The following is an 18,133-nucleotide window of genomic DNA, read 5'->3' as shown; positions in this document are numbered from 1 at the left end:
ACCCTGCCCCATCGTGCCGAGCAGTGCGGCGCTTTTAGCCAGGGTGGCGCGAGTACGCGGTTCGACTATAAAGGATGCACGCTGTTTACGCCCGCGCGACTGCATGGTCGATAAATGAATCTCTGCGACCTTGCAGTTAATTGACGTATGACACTCGTGCAACGGAAAAGAGGTGCTAGCATAGAGCCATCAGTTCGACCTCAGCATGCAGCCTAACTAGTAGTCAGGATATGACCGAGCCAGAAGACCCCAGCCGTGAGCGTCTCAAGCACCATTTTGCCCAGCGGGTAATTCATCAGGCACGTCAAATTCTTGAGATCTGGCAGCGCCTGCAACGCAGCGAATGGTCGACCACTGACCTGTCAGAGCTCAGTGAGGCCAACCTGCGCCTGCTGCGTTTTGCCGAGCGCTTCGAGCAGCCGGAACACGGCCAGTTGGCGCACCAGATCGGCGCTTCACTCAAGGCGGTGGACGACAACCGCGGCCGCCTGAGCAGCCACCTGATCACCGAACTCAACCGTTTGATGCAGCGCCTGTCGCGCACCGGGCTGCGCCAGGGCGACCAGCTGGAACAAACCCTGCTGCCGCCGATGCGCAAGCCGATCTACGTGATGCTGGCCGATCACGACCGCGCCGACCGCCTGGCCAAGCAGCTGGAATTTTTCGGCTTGAGCGCCCAGTCCCTCGACAGCGTGGCGGCGTTTCGCTCATCCATGGCCGAGCGCTTGCCGGCGGCCATTGTGATGGATGTGGATTTCTGCGGCGCCGGCCTCGGCCTGAAGCTCGCCGCCGAAGCCCAGGAAAGCCTGGAGCAGAAGCTGCCACTGCTGTTTTTCAGCCTGCACGAAACCGACACCCCAACCCGCCTGGCCGCCGTGCGCGCCGGCGGCCAGGAGTTCCTCACCGGCACCCTGGAGGCGTCGAGCCTGCTGGAAAAAATCGAAGTGCTGACCTGCGTCGCCCAGTACGAACCTTATAAAGTGCTGATCATCGACGACTCGCGGGCCCAGGCCATGCACACCGAGCGCCTGCTCAACAGTGCCGGTATCGTTACCCGCACCCTGATCGAACCGATCCAGGCCATGGCCGAGCTGGCGGACTTCCAGCCCGACCTGATCATCCTCGACATGTATATGCCGGCCTGCACCGGTACCGAGCTGGCCAAGGTGATCCGTCACAATGACCGCTACGTCAGCGTGCCGATCATCTATCTCTCGGCCGAAGACGACCTGGACAAGCAACTGGACGCCATGAGCGAAGGCGGCGACGACTTCCTCACCAAGCCGATCAAGCCGCGGCACCTGATCACCACCGTACGCAACCGCGCCGCGCGGGCACGCAACCTCAAGGCGCGGATGGTGCGCGACAGCCTCACCGGGCTGTACAACCACACCCACATCCTGCAACTGCTCGAAGACTGCAGCTTCCGCGCGCGCCGCGAGAGCAAGCCGCTGAGTTTTGCGATGCTCGACATCGACCACTTCAAGCGGGTCAACGACAGCCACGGCCACCCCATGGGCGACCGGGTGATCAAGAGCCTCGCGCTGTTTCTCAAGCAGCGCCTGCGCAAGACCGACTATATAGGCCGTTACGGCGGCGAAGAATTTGCCATCGTGATGCCCGACACCGACCTCGACAGGGCTTGCCAAGTACTTGACGAGATTCGCGGGCGCTTTGCCGAGATTCACTATCCCGCCCAGCCACAGGATTTGTGGTGCACGTTCAGTGCCGGCGTGGTGGAGCTGTGTGATGGCTCCGACAGCCTGATGATGGCGGCCCAGGCCGACGAGGCGCTGTACCGCGCCAAGGATGCCGGGCGTAACCGGGTGATGTCGGCGCGCGCATCAAAGCAAAGTGCCACCTTTTCACCGGAATCCACCGAATCCGTCATAACTCTGTAATGGAAACGCAATAACTTCAGGCACTTACTTCTGCTGTCGGTTGAAACCACGCATGCGCCTGAAGCTGCTGACGAATCTGAACACCCTCCTTCTGGTCGCCGTTTGCCTGGCCCTGGGCGCTACGCTCTGGTGGTCGCAACGTGCCCTGGAACGGCCTTACCTGCTGATGGAGCGCTACCTTGGCCTGTCGCAGACGTTCCAGAACCAGGCCGCGCGCAATATCGACGATTACCTCGCCAGCGGCGACGCCCTGCGCCTGAGCAGCGCCAGCCAGAGCCTGGAAAACCTGTTGCAGCAGCTGGATGAGTTACCCGCAGAGCTGGCGCAAAACCTGCGTCCCAGCCTTGCCGACCTGGACACCTTCGGCAAGACCGACCTGCTGGCCGCCGGTAAGCTGGCCGGCGACCCGCAAGCCCTGTTGCTGCAAGCCGAACGCGAACTCGGTGCCAACCTGGAGCAACTGAACCAGTACGCCAGCGGCGTCAGTACGCCCGAGGCGGCGCGCTATCTGCCGCCGTTGCTCGCTGCGTCCCAGCACCTGGCGAAACTCTCCCTGGCCCGGGACAAGCTGGTGAGCAGCGGGCGCAGCGAACTGGCCGACGATGTGGAGCGCGAAGTCAGTAATATCCGCAGCCAGGCTGACGTGCTGGGGCAGCTGCCATTACTGGGGGTGACCGCCAGCAGCGAGTCCAGTACCGACGATTTCTCGGCCATGATGGGCCTGGAAAACACTGAAAAAACCGTGGCCCAGGACACCGGCGTCGACCTCAAGCGCGAACTCAACAGCCTGCTGACCCGCTACCCCGCCGAGCTGAAACGCACCCGCGAACAAATCCAGCAACGCACCGAACTGGCCACCGCCACCCACCTGAAAATCAACGCCGTGCAGCAAGCCATCGCCGGGCTGGAGCCTGTGGTGCGCGCCCAGCACGCGCAGATCCAGGGCGAAGTGCGGCTGATGCAAGGCGTGATGATCGGCCTGATTCTGCTGATCGCCCTCTTGATCGACACCTTGCAGCGGCGCCTGGCGCGGGTGCTGACCAACCTGGCGCCGGCCTTGTCCACCTGGGCCGAAGGTGACTTCAGCCAACACATTGCCCTGGGCAAGACCAACCGCGAACTGCACGATATCGAAGAGTCCCTGAACCGCCTGCGCGCCTACCTGGTGGACCTGGTGGGCACCATCAGAGGCAACGCCGAGCAAGTGGCCGGCAGCAGCAGCGCGCTGGCGGAGTTGAGCAGCGGCATGCACGACGGGGCCGAGCGCCAGGCCGGTGATACCGCGCAGATTCGCGATTCCCTGGGCGAACTGGAAGCGACTATCCAGCAGGTTGCCGGCGACGCCAGCCAGGCTGCCGAGGCCAGCCGCAGCGCGGGCCAGGCCGTCGAGCAGGGCCAACGGGTGATCGGCCTGAGCCTGACCGGGTTGCACGCATTGGTCGGCGAAGTGCAGATAAATGCGCAGATGATCGAGAAACTCGCCGAAGAGTCCGCGACCATCGGCGGCGTACTCACGGTGATTCGCTCGATTGCCGACCAGACCAACCTGCTGGCGCTGAACGCCGCCATCGAAGCCGCCCGGGCCGGTGAAGCTGGGCGCGGGTTCGCCGTGGTGGCCGATGAGGTGCGCTCCCTGGCCCAGCGCACCGCTGGCGCCACCGCCGAAATCCAGCATCTGATCGCCGGCCTGCAAACCGCCGCCCGGCAATCGGTGGAAGGCATGCGCGCCCAGGTCGAACACGCCGAAGCCACTGCCGAACAAGCCCAGGCGGCTGACGGCGCGCTGGATGAAATCGTCGGGGCGATCCAGACCATTTCCGACACCGCCGTGCGGATCGCCGATGTGACGGCCCAGCAAAGTGGCGCCGTGAGTGAAATCCGCGATAACAGCGAGCGGATTCACCAGCTGGGCGAGGACAACTTGCTGCGAATTGGCCAGGGACGCCGCCAGGGCGAGCACTTATTGGTACTAGGCGGGCAACTCAACACCGCCGTGCAGGCATTCCGCGTCTGACCGGCTCTCCCGTCTTGTGAAGATCAAAATGTGGGAGCGGGCTTGCTCGCGAAGGCGGCGCACCCGTCAACGCATGTGGCGGCTGAACCACCGCCATCGCAGGCAAGCCAGCTCCCACACTGACCGGATTCAGCCTTGCGGTCACATATTTTGCGCAATCCTCGCTAATCGTGCTGCCTACTGCATAGAACTGGACAGTCACAAAGCCTTTGCGGCATAGTCGCCGGGTTCTACCGTGCCCACATCAATAACAAGGAACAGCCGATGGCGACCTTACTGGTTCTTCACGGACCCAACCTGAACCTGCTCGGCACCCGCGAACCGGGCGTCTACGGGGCAGTGACCCTCGAACAGATCAACCTCGATCTGGAACGACGGGCACGTGATGCCGGCCACCATTTGCTCTACCTGCAAAGCAATGCCGAGTACGAACTGATTGATCGCATCCATGCCGCGCGCAGCGAAGGCGTGGACTTTATCCTGATCAATCCCGCCGCTTTTACGCACACAAGCGTTGCATTACGTGACGCGCTGCTGGCGGTGAGCATCCCATTCATCGAAGTGCATTTATCGAACGTGCACAAACGCGAACCTTTCCGCCATCACTCTTACTTCTCCGACGTTGCGGTAGGAGTGATCTGCGGCCTTGGCGCCAGCGGTTACCGACTGGCCCTGGAGGCCGCCCTGGAACAGCTTGAAGACACGGCCAAGCGCCCCTGACCGACCCTTTGGGAGTTGATGATTCATGGATATCCGTAAAGTTAAGAAACTGATCGAACTGCTGGAAGAATCCGGTATCGACGAGCTGGAGATCAAGGAAGGCGAGGAATCCGTACGGATCAGCCGTCACAGCAAGACCCCGGCCCAACAGTTCTACGCACCACAGATGCAAGCGCCGGCTCCGGCCGCTGCACCCGTGGCGGCTGCTCCGGTCGCGGCTGCTGCCGAAGCTCCGGCTGCTCCAAAACTGAACGGTTTCGTGGTCAAGTCGCCAATGGTCGGTACCTTCTACCGCACCCCGGCACCGACCTCGCCAGCCTTCGTTGAAGTCGGCGCAACCGTGAAAGTGGGCGACACCATCTGCATCGTTGAAGCGATGAAGATGATGAACCACATCACGGCGGAAAAAGCCGGCGTCATCGAATCCATCCTGGTAGAAAACGGTCAGCCGGTTGAGTACGACCAGCCGCTGTTCACCATCGTTTGAACCGCGGAGCGCCTTCGATGTTGAAACCTGCGAAGAAACTGCAAAAAGTCCTGATCGCCAACCGCGGCGAGATCGCGCTGCGTATCCTGCGCGCCTGTAAGGAAGAGGGCATCAAGACCGTCGCTGTTTACTCGACGGCCGATACCGAATTGATGCACGTGAAACTGGCGGACGAAAGCATCTGCATCGGCCCGCCACTGGCCACGAACTCGTACCTGAAAGTCTCGAACATCATCGCCGCCGCTGAAGTGACCGGCGCTGATGGCATCCACCCCGGCTACGGCTTCCTCGCGGAAAACGCCGATTTCGCCGAACAGGTGGAGAAATCCGGGTTTGCCTTCATCGGCCCGAAAGCCGAAACCATTCGCCTGATGGGCGACAAGGTATCGGCCAAGGACGCCATGATCGCGGCCGGCGTACCTACCGTTCCAGGTTCCGACGGCCCGCTGCCTGAAGACGAGGCAACCGCCCTGCGCATTGGTCGCGAAGTCGGTTACCCGGTGATCATCAAGGCCGCCGGTGGCGGTGGTGGTCGCGGCATGCGCGTGGTGCACAAGGAAGAAGAACTGATCGAAGCCGCCAAGCAGACTCGCTCGGAAGCTGCCGCCTGGTTCGGCAACCCGATGGTCTACCTGGAAAAGTACCTGACCAACCCACGTCACGTGGAAGTGCAGGTACTGTCCGACGGCCAGGGCCACGCCATCCACCTGGGTGACCGCGATTGCTCGCTGCAACGTCGTCACCAGAAGGTACTGGAAGAGGCGCCGGCACCGGGCCTGGACGAAACAGCTCGCCAGGAAGTACTGGCTCGCTGCGTCAAGGCGTGCATCGACATCAACTACCGTGGCGCGGGCACTTTCGAGTTCCTGTACGAAAACGGCCGTTTCTACTTCATCGAGATGAACACTCGTGTGCAGGTAGAGCATCCGGTTTCGGAGATGGTCACCGGTATCGACATCGTCAAGGAGATGCTGAGCATCGCCGCTGGCAACAAGCTGTCGTTTACCCAGGATGATGTGAAGATCCACGGCCACTCCCTGGAGTGCCGGATCAACGCCGAAGACCCGAAAACCTTTATCCCAAGCCCTGGCCTGGTCAAGCATTTCCACGCGCCCGGCGGCAACGGCGTACGTGTGGATTCGCACCTGTACAGCGGCTACAAGGTTCCGTCCAACTACGACTCGCTGATCGGCAAGCTGATCACCTGGGGCGCCACCCGCGACGAGGCCATGGCCCGTATGCGTAATGCCCTGGACGAAATTGTGGTAGACGGCATCAAGACCAACATCCCGCTGCATCGGGACCTGGTTCGCGATGAAGGCTTCTGCGAAGGTGGTGTGAACATTCACTACCTGGAACACAAGCTGGCTAATCAGTAAGCGAAGTGCTCCACCCAACAAAGCCGCCTTCGGGCGGTTTTGTTGTTTCTGCCCACCCGATTTTTCTGGATGGATACATTCCCCTTGTGGGAGCGGGCTTGCTCGCGAATGCGGTGTGCCAGTCAACACATCCATTACTGACACACCGCATTCGCGAGCAAGCCCGCTCCCACATTTTGTTCTGTGTACACCAGCAGTACAGTCGTCTTCTGCTGTTCGCTCGCGTAAACTTGCGCGTCTTTCGCAGCCCTACCCCGCTGCACACTCATTTTTTCAAAGGTGCCCGCCATGCCTTGGCTGCAAGTCCGTCTCGCCATCAGCCCAGAACAAGCCGAAACCTACGAAGACGCGTTCCTCGAAGTGGGCGCCGTGTCGGTGACCTTCATGGACGCCGAAGACCAGCCGATCTTCGAACCCGAGCTCAACACCACCCCTCTGTGGTCCCACACCCATCTGCTGGCCCTGTTCGAAGACGGCACCGATGCCGCCAGCGTCCTGGCCCACATGGAACTGCTCACCGGCGGCCCGCTGCCGGAGCATCACAGCGAAATCATCGAAGACCAGGACTGGGAACGCAGCTGGATGGACAACTTCCAGCCAATGCGTTTTGGCCAGCGCCTGTGGATCGTGCCGAGCTGGCACGCCGCCCCCGAGCCTGACGCCGTGAACCTGCTGCTGGACCCGGGCCTGGCGTTCGGCACCGGCACCCACCCCACCACCGCGCTGTGCCTGGAATGGCTCGATGGCCAGGACCTGAAAGACTGCAACGTGCTGGACTTCGGCTGTGGCTCGGGGATCCTGGCGATCGCTGCCCTGCTGCTGGGCGCCAAGGAAGCGGTCGGTACCGATATCGACGTGCAAGCCCTGGAAGCCTCCCGCGATAACGCCGGGCGCAATAACATCGCCGAAGAGAAATTCCCGCTGTACCTGCCGGAGCAATTGCCCCAGGTGCAGGCCGACGTGCTGGTGGCCAATATCCTCGCCGGGCCGCTGGTTTCCCTGGCGCCGCAGCTGTCGAGCCTGGTCAAGCCGGGCGGCCGCCTGGCGCTGTCGGGCATCCTCGCCGAACAGGGCGAAGACGTTGCCGCCGCCTACGCCCAGGATTTTGAGCTGGATCCGATCGCCAACCGCGATGGCTGGGTACGCATCAGTGGTCGTCGGCGCTAGAATGAGCGCCTGCATGAATCGGATGGCCGCATGACCGACAGTTTCGTCACCCAGTGCCCACACTGCCAAGCACGCTTTCGCGTCAACCACGCTCAATTGAGCGTGGCCCGTGGCGTGGTGCGCTGTGGGTCGTGCCTGCAAGTGTTCAATGCCGCTCGCCAACTGCTGGAGCAGCGCGCCAATGCGCCCGCGCCCCAGGCACCACCTGCGGCAGAGCCGCCGGCAGCCGTAGAACCGCCACCCCAAGCGCCGCGAGCCATCAGCCAGAAGCAATGGACCGCCGAAGAGCTGGACCTGGATAACCTGGACCTCGACGTAGAACTGGCCAAGCTGGAACGTCGCGAGATCCAGCACACCCAGCCCGTGGGTGCCGACCGTCGCCAGCCCGGCGCCGATCGTCGGCAAAAGGAAGATGCCCTCAGCGCCAGCCGTGATACGGCCAAGGCCGAGGAAGAGCAATGGGCCTCCAGCCTGTTCAGCGAACCCCGGGATGAACGGGCCCAAGCCCCGCAAACGGCCGACGACGAACCGCAACCGGCCAAGGCAAGCCCAGGCAAACCCAAGCGCACCGAACCGTCGATGTCGTTTGAAGCGGTCGAGCCGGACGACGAACCACCGCTGCACACAAGCACCACCGATGACGAACTCGACCCACCGGTAACCGCCGTAGCGGACGAGCCGGAACCCGAACAACCGGAACGCCCGCAGCCCAAACGCAAGCGCCCTCGCCCCGAGGCCGGCGCCCACGACGACCTGCTTTCGGACCTGGAAGACGACCCGCTGCACCTGTATTCCCGGAAGCGCTCCTCCGGCTGGGGCCGCCGTTTGTTCTGGGGCTTGCTGGTGCTGCTGGCCGCCGCCGGCCTGGCGGGACAATACGTCGCCTACCAATTCGACGACCTGGCACGCCAGGACGCCTACCGCCCATGGTTCCAGGAACTGTGCCCGAAACTGGGCTGCACCGTGCCATCCCGCGTCGATATCGCCCACATCAAGAGCAGCAACCTGGTGGTGCGCAGCCACCCGGAGTTTGCCGGTGCCCTGGTGGTGGACGCGATCATCTATAACCGCGCGACATTCTCCCAACCGTTCCCGCTGCTGGAGCTACGCTTTGCCGACATGAACGGGAATATGATCGCCAGTCGTCGCTTCAAACCCGCCGAATACCTCAGCGGCGAGTTAGCAGGCGTGACCGAGATGCCCTCCCAGACGCCGATCCACATTGCCCTGGACATCCTCGACCCGGGCAACAAAGCGGTGAATTACAGCCTGAGCTTCCACTCCCCCGAGTGAAACGGCTGCCTGGCCGGTGCTTGACGGCAGATTATTGACTGCATCGCCTTTGACCAAACCTGCGGCGATAAGAAAATAACTGCTCAGATTTTATCCAATTCAGCCTTTATCCAGTCATCGAGAGCGGGTATCATGCCAACCCTTTTTCGAACTCTAATGATCCGGCCCCACAACAGGGAAGTCCTATGTCGGCGGTACGCATCGGCCCATACACATTGCACAACGGCTTGATCCTCGCCCCGATGGCGGGCGTCACCGACCAGCCCTTTCGTCAGCTTTGCAAGCGTTTGGGCGCAGGGCTTGTAGTCTCGGAAATGGTCACCAGCGACATGAGCCTGTGGAACACCCGCAAATCACGGATGCGCATGATCCACGAAGGTGATCCCGAGCCCCGCTCGGTACAGATCGCCGGCGGTGATGCGCAGATGCTGGCGGATGCGGCCCGGGCCAACGTGGAGTTGGGGGCGCAGATTATTGATATCAACATGGGTTGCCCGGCCAAGAAGGTCTGCAACAAGGCCGCAGGTTCTGCCCTGTTGAAGGATGAGCAGTTGGTGAGCGAGATCCTGCATGCCGTTGTCGCTGCAGTGGATGTGCCGGTCACCCTGAAGATCCGCACCGGTTGGGACCGGGACAACAAGAATGGCCTGACGGTGGCGAAGATCGCCGAGCAGGCGGGCATTACAGCGCTGGCGGTGCATGGCCGCACCCGCGCCGACCTTTACACCGGTGAAGCCGAGTACGACACCATTGCCGCGATCAAGCAGGCGGTGTCGATTCCCGTCTTTGCCAACGGCGACATCGACTCAGCCGAGAAAGCCCGGCGCGTGCTGCACGCGACCGGCGCCGATGGCCTGTTGATTGGCCGGGCTGCCCAGGGGCGGCCGTGGATTTTTCGTGAGATCGAGCATTTTCTGCGTACCGGCGAAACCTTGCCGGCACCGGAGCTGATCGAGGTGGAACGTATTCTGCTAGAGCATCTGGCCGCCCTGCACGCCTTCTACGGAGACGTGATGGGAGTACGCATTGCTCGCAAGCATGTGGGCTGGTATCTCGCAACCTTGCCGGGCGCCAGGGAGTTTCGCGCCCACTTCAATCGTTTGGATGATACGGAAGCACAGTGCGCCAACGTTCGTGAGTTCTTCTCCGAGCGTTACAAGAGCCTGGTGACAGGGGACGGAGAAGGGGTGGCCGCATGACGATGATGACCGAGACTTTAGTGAGTGGAACAACACCCGTGAGCGACAACGTCAATTTGAAACAGCACCTCAACACGCCGAGCGAAGAAGGCCAGACCCTTCGCGGGAGTGTCGAGAAGGCGCTGCACAATTATTTCGCCCACCTTGAGGGCGCTGCCGTCACGGACGTGTACAACCTGGTGCTCTCCGAAGTCGAAGCGCCGTTGCTCGAAAGCGTGATGAACTACGTCAAGGGCAACCAGACCAAGGCCAGTGAGCTGCTCGGTCTGAACCGTGGCACGCTGCGCAAGAAACTCAAGCAGTACGATTTGCTGTAAGCATTCAATCAAACCAGAAAGGCGCCCGCGTAAAAACGGACGCCTTTTTTGCTGACTCCTTTGCTTTTGATGGAAATTGAAATGACCGACCAGACTACCCGCCTGCCGATCCGCCGTGCCTTGATCAGTGTCTCCGACAAGACCGGGATCCTCGAATTTGCCCGGGAGCTGGAAGCCCTGGGCGTGGAGATTCTCTCCACCGGCGGGACCTTCAAACTGCTGCAGGACAACGGCGTGGCCGCAGTGGAAGTGGCGGACTACACCGGTTTCGCAGAAATGATGGACGGTCGGGTCAAGACCCTGCACCCGAAAATCCACGGCGGGATCCTCGGTCGTCGCGGTATCGACGACGCCATCATGAGCGAGCACGGCATCAAGCCGATCGACCTGGTTGCCGTTAACCTGTACCCGTTCGAAGCCACCATCAACAAGCCAGGCTGCGACCTGCCGACCGCCATCGAAAACATCGATATCGGCGGCCCGACCATGGTTCGCTCGGCAGCCAAGAACCACAAAGACGTGGCCATCGTGGTGAACGCCAGCGACTACGCCAACGTACTGGAAAGCCTGAAAGCCGGCGGCCTGACCTACGCCCAGCGCTTCGACCTGATGCTCAAGGCCTTCGAACACACCGCTGCCTACGACGGCATGATCGCCAACTACATGGGCACCGTGAACCAGGCGGCTGAAACCCTGAGCACTGAAGGTCGCAGCCAGTTCCCGCGCACCTTCAACAGCCAGTTCATCAAGGCCCAGGAAATGCGCTACGGCGAGAACCCGCACCAGAGCGCGGCGTTCTACGTCGAGGCCAAGCCTGCTGAAGTCGGCATCGCCACCGCGACCCAACTGCAAGGCAAAGAGCTGTCGTACAACAACGTGGCCGACACCGACGCCGCGCTGGAATGTGTGAAGAGCTTCGTCAAGCCAGCCTGCGTGATCGTCAAGCACGCCAACCCGTGCGGCGTGGCCGTGAGCCCGGACGCTGAAGGCGGTATCCGCCAGGCCTACGAACTGGCCTACGCCACCGACACAGAGTCGGCCTTCGGCGGCATCATCGCCTTCAACCGTGAGCTGGACGCCGAGACCGCCAAGGCGATCGTCGAGCGTCAGTTCGTTGAAGTGATCATCGCGCCATCCGTCAGTGAAGAGGCTCGCGCCATCGTTGCCGCCAAGGCCAATGTGCGCCTGCTGGCGTGCGGCGAGTGGTCGGCCGAGCGTGCCGCTGCCTGGGACTACAAGCGCGTCAACGGCGGCTTGCTGGTACAGAGCCGCGACATCGGCATGATCGGCAGCGCCGATCTGAAAGTGGTGACCAAGCGCGCCCCGACCGAACAGGAAATCAACGACCTGATCTTCGCCTGGAAAGTCGCCAAGTACGTTAAATCCAACGCCATCGTCTACGCCAAGAACCGCCAGACCATCGGTGTCGGCGCGGGCCAGATGAGCCGCGTGAATTCGGCACGCATCGCTGCGATCAAGGCAGAACATGCCGGCCTGCAGGTCGCCGGTTCGGTGATGGCGTCCGACGCATTCTTCCCGTTCCGTGATGGCCTGGACAACGCCGCGAAAGCCGGTGTTACCGCCGTGATCCAACCGGGCGGCTCGATGCGTGACGCAGAAGTGATTGCAGCGGCTGATGAAGCCGGCATTGCCATGGTCTTCACCGGCATGCGCCACTTCCGTCACTGATTGCTCGTTCCCACGCTCTGCGTGGGAATGCAGCCCGGGACGCTCCGCGTCCCAAAGCGTGACGCAGAGCGTCACAAGAGGCATTCCCACGCAGAGCGTGGGAACGGTCAGAATTCAGCGTCATCCGAGGTTTTTGAAATGAATGTTTTGATCATTGGCAGCGGTGGCCGTGAACACGCCCTGGCCTGGAAAGTTGCCCAGGACCCACGTGTCCAGAAAGTTTTCGTCGCCCCCGGCAACGCCGGTACCGCCATTGAAGCCAAGTGCGAAAACGTCGCCATCGACGTGTTGGCCCTTGAGCAACTGGCGGACTTTGCCGAGAAAAACGTTTCCCTGACCATCGTCGGCCCGGAAGTGCCCTTGGTAGCTGGCGTTGTGGACCTGTTCCGCAGCCGTGGCCTGGACTGCTTCGGCCCAACCGCCGGCGCTGCCCAGCTGGAAGGTTCGAAAGCCTTCACCAAGGATTTCCTGGCGCGCCACAAGATCCCGACCGCCGACTACCAGAACTTCACCGAGATCGAGCCGGCCCTGGCCTACCTGCGTGAGGTCGGTGCACCGATCGTGATCAAGGCCGACGGCCTGGCCGCCGGTAAAGGCGTGATCGTCGCAATGACCCTGGCCGAAGCCGAAGACGCCGTGCGCGACATGCTCGCCGGCAACGCTTTCGGTGAAGCCGGTTCGCGCGTAGTGATCGAAGAATTCCTCGACGGCGAAGAAGCCAGCTTCATCGTGATGGTCGACGGCAAGAACGTACTGCCGATGGCCACCAGCCAGGACCACAAACGTGTGGGTGACGGCGACAGCGGCCCGAACACCGGCGGCATGGGCGCTTACTCCCCTGCTCCGGTAGTGACTGCCGAAGTGCACAAGCGCGTGATGGACCTGGTCATCTGGCCAACCGTGCGCGGCATGGCCGACGAAGGCAATGTGTACACCGGTTTCCTGTACGCCGGCTTGATGATCGACAAGGCCGGCAATCCGAAAGTCATCGAGTTCAACTGCCGCTTCGGCGACCCGGAAACCCAACCGGTGATGCTGCGCCTGCAATCGAGCCTGGTGCTGTTGGTTGAAGCTGCGCTGGCCCAGGCCCTGGACAAGGTCGAAGCCCAGTGGGACCCGCGCCCGAGCGTCGGCATCGTGCTGGCCGCCGGCGGCTACCCGGCCGACTACGCCAAGGGCGATGTGATTGAAGGTCTGGACGCGGCTGCTACGCTGGAAGGCAAGGTGTTCCACGCGGGCACCGCGCTCAAGGATGGCAAGGTCGTCACCGCCGGTGGTCGCGTACTGTGCGCAACCGCCATGGGCAGCAGCGTAGATGCCGCCCAGCAACAGGCTTACAAGCTGGCGGCGAAGATCGACTGGAAAGGCTGCTTCTACCGCACCGACATTGGCTACCGCGCCATTGCCCGTGAGCGTGGCGAAAGTCAGTAAACAGCTATCCGTTCGGTTAGGCAGGGGCCTCTGGCCCTTGCCCTACGCTTGTGGCCCCGCGCATAGTTATACCCATGCATCAACCTACGAAGGGATTTCGCCGTGCGCTGGCTCAGGATCGCCATAGGTTTCACTGTCAGTCTGCTGACCTTGCTCTGCTTGCTCCCGGCCCAGGCCGCCGCACAAGGCAGTGGCTGGGCAGTATTGCTTGATGAACAGGCCGATCTGCAACTGAGCGACATCCGCTCGCCCCGCTACATCAATCAATTCAGCCCCATCGAACTGGACCGGATTACCGCCGCGCAACCGGACGGTGCGTTGTGGGTACGCTTCAGGCTGCAACCCGGCAAACACGAGCAAGTGCTGCGGGTATTCGCCCCTGACCTGTCACACCTGAACCTGTATGTACTCGACGGCGACACCCTGGTGGAGCAGGAAGCTACCGGCACCCGCCAGCCCCAGGCCGAGCGCCCGCTGCCCAGCAGCGACTTCATGCTGCCGATGCCGCAAAGCCAGAAGCCGCTGGACGTGTACCTGCGCATGGTCTCGGAACACGAGCTGCGCCCCTACATCACCCTTGAGCCGGCCGTGCTGGCTGCGGCCAACCAGAACCAGACGCTGATCTACGGGCTGCTGTTCGGTTGCCTGGTGATGCTGATCCTGCACAACCTCACCCGCTACGCCTACCATCGCTCCCGCAGCAGCCTGTGGCTCGCCGCCTGCGAATTGCTGTTGCTGCTGAGCCTTGCGCTGCTGCTCAACGTGCTGGGCCCGTGGTTGCCGAACTGGCACGCGGTACAAACCCCCGGTGCCTACCTCGCCCTGCTGCTGACCGCGCCGTGCGGGCTGATGTTTGCCTACCGCTTCTTTGCGCCACTGGGCCCGCATCCGCTGAACAAGCTGTTGATGGCCGACATCCTGCTGATCGTCCTGACCGGCCTGTTGCTGCTGTTCGTCAACACCTTGCCCCTGAACATCATCACCTACGCCCTGGTGGCGCTGGCCGGCCTGAGCATGTTGTTCGTCTCGGCCTATCACTGGCAAAAGGGCTACCGCCCGGCGCGCCTGTTCATGCTGGCGATGGTGATCTTCAACATCGGCACGCTGATTATTCTCCCGGCCTTGCTGGGCCTGACGCTGGTGCCGCCACAAGGCTTGATCATCACCCTGCTCGGCTTTATCTGCCTCAGTGGCCTGTTGATGAGCCTGGCCCTGGGCGAACGCCAGCGCGCCATCACCGAAGACAACTTCAGCCTCAGCCGCGACCTGGCGGCCAGCAACGCCGAAATCGCCGCCAAGGCCGAATTCCTGGCGAAGATCAGCCACGAAATCCGCACGCCCATGAACGGCGTGCTGGGCATGACCGAACTGCTGCTGGGCACCCCGCTTTCAGTCAAGCAACGCGACTACGTGCAAACCATCCACAGCGCCGGCAACGAACTGCTCACCCTGATCAACGAGATTCTCGACATCTCCAAGCTGGAATCCGGGCAGATCGAATTGGACGATGTGCAGTTCGACCTCAACGCGCTGATCGAAGACTGCCTGAGTATTTTCCGCGCCAAGGCCGAGCAGCAGAACGTCGAGCTGATCAGCTTTATCCAGCCCCAGGTACCCCGGGTGATCAGCGGCGACCCGACGCGGCTGCGCCAGGCACTGTTGAGCCTGCTGGAAAATGCCCTGCAAAAAACCGATGAAGGCGAAGTACTGATCGTCGTCGCACTGGACGAGCGCAGCAGCAAACCGCGCCTGCGCATTGCCGTGCAAGACAGCGGCCTGCCGATGGAACCCGCCGAGCGCGACGCCCTGCTGCACAGCGAGTTGCACAGCAAGAACTTCCTCTCTGCCACCCGCCTGAGCGGCCATCTGGGCCTGGTCATTGCCCGCCAGCTGATCCTGTTGATGAACGGCGAATTCGGCATCAAGAGTGGCAGCCAGCAAGGCAGCACATTGTGGCTGACCTTGCCGCTGGACCCGGAACGCCTGGAGCACCCGACCTCGGACCTAGACGGCCCGCTCAAGGGCGCGCGCGTGCTGGTGGTGGACGACAACGACACCTGCCGCAAAGTGCTGGTGCAGCAATGCACGGCCTGGGGCCTGAACGTGAGCGCCGTGCCTTCGGGCAAGGAAGCCCTGGCGCTGCTGCGCACCAAGGCGCACCTGCGGGACTATTTCGACGTGGTGCTGCTGGACCAGAACATGCCCGGCATGACCGGCATGCAACTGGCGGCGAAGATCAAGGAAGACCCGAGCCTGAACCACGACATCCTGCTGATCATGCTCACCGGCATCAGCAATGCGCCGAGCAAGATCATCGCGCGCAACTGCGGGATCAAGCGCATCCTCGCCAAACCCGTGGCCGGCTATACCCTCAAGACCACCCTTGCCGATGAATTGACCCAGCGCAGCAAGGGCTCCGTGCAACCACGCCAGCCGGCGATCAGCGCGCCTGCCCCGGTGACCGTGCCGAGTGACTTCCGGATCCTGGTGGCGGAGGACAACAGCATCTCCACCAAGGTGATTCGCGGCATGCTCGGCAAGCTCAACCTGCAGCCCGACACCGCCAGCAACGGCGAAGAAGCCCTGCAGGCAATGAAGGCCCAGCGCTACGACCTGGTGTTGATGGACTGTGAAATGCCGATCCTCGACGGCTTCTCCGCGACCCAGCAACTGCGGGCGTGGGAAGTCAGCAACCAGCGCATTCGTACGCCGATCGTGGCGCTGACGGCGCATATTCTTTCGGAACACAAAGAGCGTGCGCGCCAGGCCGGGATGGACGGGCACATGGCCAAGCCGGTGGAGTTGTCGCAATTGCGCGAGCTGGTGGAGTACTGGGTAGCACAGCGGGCACAACGCCCCGAGCACGCCCCGACTTCCTGACACGCCCAACCTGTAGGAGCGAGCTTGCTCGCGAAGAACCTGAGAGCGCCGCGTTAAACCAGAAAGCCCGCGTTATCGTTAACGACCTTCGCGAGCAAGCTCGCTCCTACAGGGGATCAGTGCAGCCCGTTCGTCACAGGCCTGATAAACTCCCGCTCGCCCTCCTTCGCTGCGAGCTCCCACCATGCTCCACGTGCTATTCAGCGTTTACCTGAAGATGCTGGTGCTCTACAGCCCCTTCTTCGTGCTCTCCTGCTTTATCAGCCTGACTCGCGGTTACTCCAGCAAGGAGCGGCGGCGCCTGGCCTGGAAAGTGGCCCTCGCCACCCTGGTATCGAGCGTGTTGCTCTACCTGTTCGGCCGGGTGATTTTCAGTGTGTTCGGCATCACCGTCGACGCCTTCCGCATCGGCGCCGGCAGTGTGCTGTTCATCTCGGCCCTGGGCATGGCCCAAGGCAAGTCGGCGGTGCAGACCGACAACGTGCAGCAGGACGTGACCATCGTGCCGCTGACCATTCCCCTGACCGTCGGCCCCGGCACCATCGGTGCGCTGCTGGTGATGGGCGTCAGCCAGCCGCACTGGGACGACAAGATCACCGCGATCCTCAGTATCGCCCTGGCCAGCCTGACGGTGGGCGTGGTGCTGTACCTGTCCAACCGTATCGAACGCATCCTCGGCGACCAGGGCTTGCAGATTGTCAGCCGGTTGATGGGGCTGTTCGTGTGCGCCCTGGCCGCACAAATCATCTTCACCGGTGTACGCGGTTACCTGGTGCCGTAGATCAAATCCTGTAGTTGGCGATAGCCAGGCGGACCTTGTCCCCTGCGCTGTCCCGCAGCAGTTGAATCGTGTCTTCGTTGACCACCGAGCTGTTCAGCACCAGGCACGTGCGGCCACTGAAGGCCTCGACGGATGCACTGTCCCACTCCAGAAACGGTATGCCCAGTTGCTTGCTGACGCCGTGGGAGCTGTACGTCACCAGCACCATCGAAACTTCCCCGGCGATTTCCGAGCAGGACGCCAAGCCGAAATCGCCACCGTCACGCGTGGTGGTATTTCGCTTGAATAACTCAAATGAGGCCGGGAGCTGCTTCAAGGCTTCAACCGCCTCCGCCACCCGTTTGGGCAATACACTGATCAGCGGCCCCGACAGAAACGTCGAGGCCACGGTGGCCGCCATCAGGTTCAGCGCCGCCAGCTGTACCGACAGCCCCTTGCGAGAGGTGTACACCCGCTCGAAACTGCTCCTGACCGGCATCCAGCCGAGGCTGCTCATGACCTTGATGAATTCGTTGTACCAGGCCTCTGTGCCCCGGGCGACCCGCAGCACATCGCTGACGTAGCTGCTCGCCAGCAGATAGCTTTTGCGGGTGTACTCCTTGTTGAGGCTGGTCATGCCTTGCACAAACGACATGACGCTGTTGTTCACCACCGCCGCGTCCAGCTCATCATCCGCCTCGGGCTTCACCGGCGCGCTCAACCCCGACGCCAGGCCGGGCGCGCCCGGAAGCCGGTAAGCGGCAATCAGCTTCCTCCTTTTTGCGCTGTTGATCCGTTTGTTGTTTCGCTCCATAGCCATTTCTCCATAACCCCCAACATGGGGCTCAACGCCAACACTAGTCGACTTGCCGGGGATTTTGAGCTGCTGGAAATTG

The 18,133-nt window shown here is 62.2% G+C and carries 14 protein-coding genes; 13 read left to right on the top strand and 1 reads right to left on the bottom strand.

From position 1 onward, the window contains the following. Positions 1–230: 230 nt before the first annotated feature. From V6607_RS03295 to V6607_RS03235, 13 genes are all read left to right on the top strand, one after another. The gene (locus tag V6607_RS03295; protein WP_134325667.1) at positions 231–1,901 is read left to right on the top strand and encodes a PleD family two-component system response regulator; all 1,671 of its coding nucleotides are present in this window, start codon (positions 231–233) and stop codon (positions 1,899–1,901) included. A 52-nt stretch (positions 1,902–1,953) separates the two neighbouring features. Next, entirely contained in the window at positions 1,954–3,915 is a 1,962-nt protein-coding gene (locus V6607_RS03290) for a methyl-accepting chemotaxis protein (RefSeq protein WP_008439017.1), read from the top strand. 264 nt (positions 3,916–4,179) lie between these two features. Continuing rightward, complete coding sequence (gene aroQ, locus V6607_RS03285) at positions 4,180–4,635, top strand: type II 3-dehydroquinate dehydratase (RefSeq protein WP_003217307.1); 456 nt, start codon at positions 4,180–4,182, stop codon at positions 4,633–4,635. A 25-nt stretch (positions 4,636–4,660) separates the two neighbouring features. Beyond that, positions 4,661–5,122, top strand: coding sequence for an acetyl-CoA carboxylase biotin carboxyl carrier protein (gene accB, locus V6607_RS03280; RefSeq protein ID WP_003217309.1), 462 nt, complete (start codon positions 4,661–4,663; stop codon positions 5,120–5,122). A 17-nt stretch (positions 5,123–5,139) separates the two neighbouring features. Further along, complete coding sequence (accC, locus tag V6607_RS03275) at positions 5,140–6,501, top strand: acetyl-CoA carboxylase biotin carboxylase subunit (RefSeq protein WP_003217312.1); 1,362 nt, start codon at positions 5,140–5,142, stop codon at positions 6,499–6,501. 288 nt (positions 6,502–6,789) lie between these two features. Beyond that, positions 6,790–7,668 (top strand): 50S ribosomal protein L11 methyltransferase, encoded by an 879-nt coding sequence (gene prmA, locus V6607_RS03270; protein WP_003217316.1) that lies wholly within the window; start codon positions 6,790–6,792, stop codon positions 7,666–7,668. Between the two features lie 30 nt (positions 7,669–7,698). Further along, complete coding sequence (locus tag V6607_RS03265) at positions 7,699–8,961, top strand: DUF3426 domain-containing protein (protein WP_134325666.1); 1,263 nt, start codon at positions 7,699–7,701, stop codon at positions 8,959–8,961. Between the two features lie 185 nt (positions 8,962–9,146). Beyond that, the gene (dusB, locus tag V6607_RS03260; protein ID WP_003217321.1) at positions 9,147–10,160 is read left to right on the top strand and encodes a tRNA dihydrouridine synthase DusB; all 1,014 of its coding nucleotides are present in this window, start codon (positions 9,147–9,149) and stop codon (positions 10,158–10,160) included. Further along, positions 10,157–10,477 (top strand): DNA-binding transcriptional regulator Fis, encoded by a 321-nt coding sequence (gene fis / locus V6607_RS03255; protein ID WP_003186237.1) that lies wholly within the window; start codon positions 10,157–10,159, stop codon positions 10,475–10,477. The genes dusB and fis overlap by 4 nt, the downstream gene beginning before the upstream one ends. A gap of 81 nt (positions 10,478–10,558) precedes the next feature. Beyond that, on the top strand, positions 10,559–12,166 hold the full coding sequence (purH, locus tag V6607_RS03250) for a bifunctional phosphoribosylaminoimidazolecarboxamide formyltransferase/IMP cyclohydrolase (protein ID WP_008439025.1): 1,608 nt from the start codon (positions 10,559–10,561) through the stop codon (positions 12,164–12,166). 138 nt (positions 12,167–12,304) lie between these two features. Then, a complete protein-coding gene (gene purD, locus V6607_RS03245) occupies positions 12,305–13,597 on the top strand; it encodes a phosphoribosylamine--glycine ligase (RefSeq protein ID WP_003217326.1) in 1,293 nt (430 codons plus the stop codon). Between the two features lie 102 nt (positions 13,598–13,699). Then, positions 13,700–16,477 carry a hybrid sensor histidine kinase/response regulator gene (locus V6607_RS03240; RefSeq protein WP_102606175.1) on the top strand — a complete coding sequence of 926 codons (2,778 nt, stop codon included), beginning with the start codon at positions 13,700–13,702 and terminating at the stop codon, positions 16,475–16,477. Positions 16,478–16,661: 184 nt separating this feature from the next. After that, entirely contained in the window at positions 16,662–17,258 is a 597-nt protein-coding gene (locus V6607_RS03235; RefSeq protein WP_003217330.1) for a MarC family protein, read from the top strand. A 1-nt stretch (position 17,259) separates the two neighbouring features. On the opposite strand, the gene V6607_RS03230 is transcribed toward V6607_RS03235, so the two are convergent. After that, positions 17,260–18,051 (bottom strand): hypothetical protein, encoded by a 792-nt coding sequence (locus V6607_RS03230; RefSeq protein WP_102606174.1) that lies wholly within the window; start codon positions 18,049–18,051, stop codon positions 17,260–17,262. Positions 18,052–18,133: the final 82 nt, after the last annotated feature.

The organism is Pseudomonas sp. KK18 (assembly GCF_037094675.1).
GTDB lineage: Bacteria > Pseudomonadota > Gammaproteobacteria > Pseudomonadales > Pseudomonadaceae > Aquipseudomonas.
Note: the sequence above shows the minus strand (reverse complement) of the source record. Positions and strands in the feature narration are given on the sequence as shown.

What these genes read in the sequence shown, in the direction of transcription:
- V6607_RS03295 (WP_134325667.1), top strand. Translation starts at nt 231, where the DNA reads ATGACCGAGCCAGAAGACCCCAGCCGTGAGCGTCTCAAGCACCATTTT.
- V6607_RS03290 (WP_008439017.1), top strand. Translation starts at nt 1,954, where the DNA reads ATGCGCCTGAAGCTGCTGACGAATCTGAACACCCTCCTTCTGGTCGCC.
- aroQ (WP_003217307.1), top strand. Translation starts at nt 4,180, where the DNA reads ATGGCGACCTTACTGGTTCTTCACGGACCCAACCTGAACCTGCTCGGC.
- accB (WP_003217309.1), top strand. Translation starts at nt 4,661, where the DNA reads ATGGATATCCGTAAAGTTAAGAAACTGATCGAACTGCTGGAAGAATCC.
- accC (WP_003217312.1), top strand. Translation starts at nt 5,140, where the DNA reads ATGTTGAAACCTGCGAAGAAACTGCAAAAAGTCCTGATCGCCAACCGC.
- prmA (WP_003217316.1), top strand. Translation starts at nt 6,790, where the DNA reads ATGCCTTGGCTGCAAGTCCGTCTCGCCATCAGCCCAGAACAAGCCGAA.
- V6607_RS03265 (WP_134325666.1), top strand. Translation starts at nt 7,699, where the DNA reads ATGACCGACAGTTTCGTCACCCAGTGCCCACACTGCCAAGCACGCTTT.
- dusB (WP_003217321.1), top strand. Translation starts at nt 9,147, where the DNA reads ATGTCGGCGGTACGCATCGGCCCATACACATTGCACAACGGCTTGATC.
- fis (WP_003186237.1), top strand. Translation starts at nt 10,157, where the DNA reads ATGACGATGATGACCGAGACTTTAGTGAGTGGAACAACACCCGTGAGC.
- purH (WP_008439025.1), top strand. Translation starts at nt 10,559, where the DNA reads ATGACCGACCAGACTACCCGCCTGCCGATCCGCCGTGCCTTGATCAGT.
- purD (WP_003217326.1), top strand. Translation starts at nt 12,305, where the DNA reads ATGAATGTTTTGATCATTGGCAGCGGTGGCCGTGAACACGCCCTGGCC.
- V6607_RS03235 (WP_003217330.1), top strand. Translation starts at nt 16,662, where the DNA reads ATGCTCCACGTGCTATTCAGCGTTTACCTGAAGATGCTGGTGCTCTAC.
- V6607_RS03230 (WP_102606174.1), bottom strand. Translation starts at nt 18,051, where the DNA reads ATGGAGCGAAACAACAAACGGATCAACAGCGCAAAAAGGAGGAAGCTG.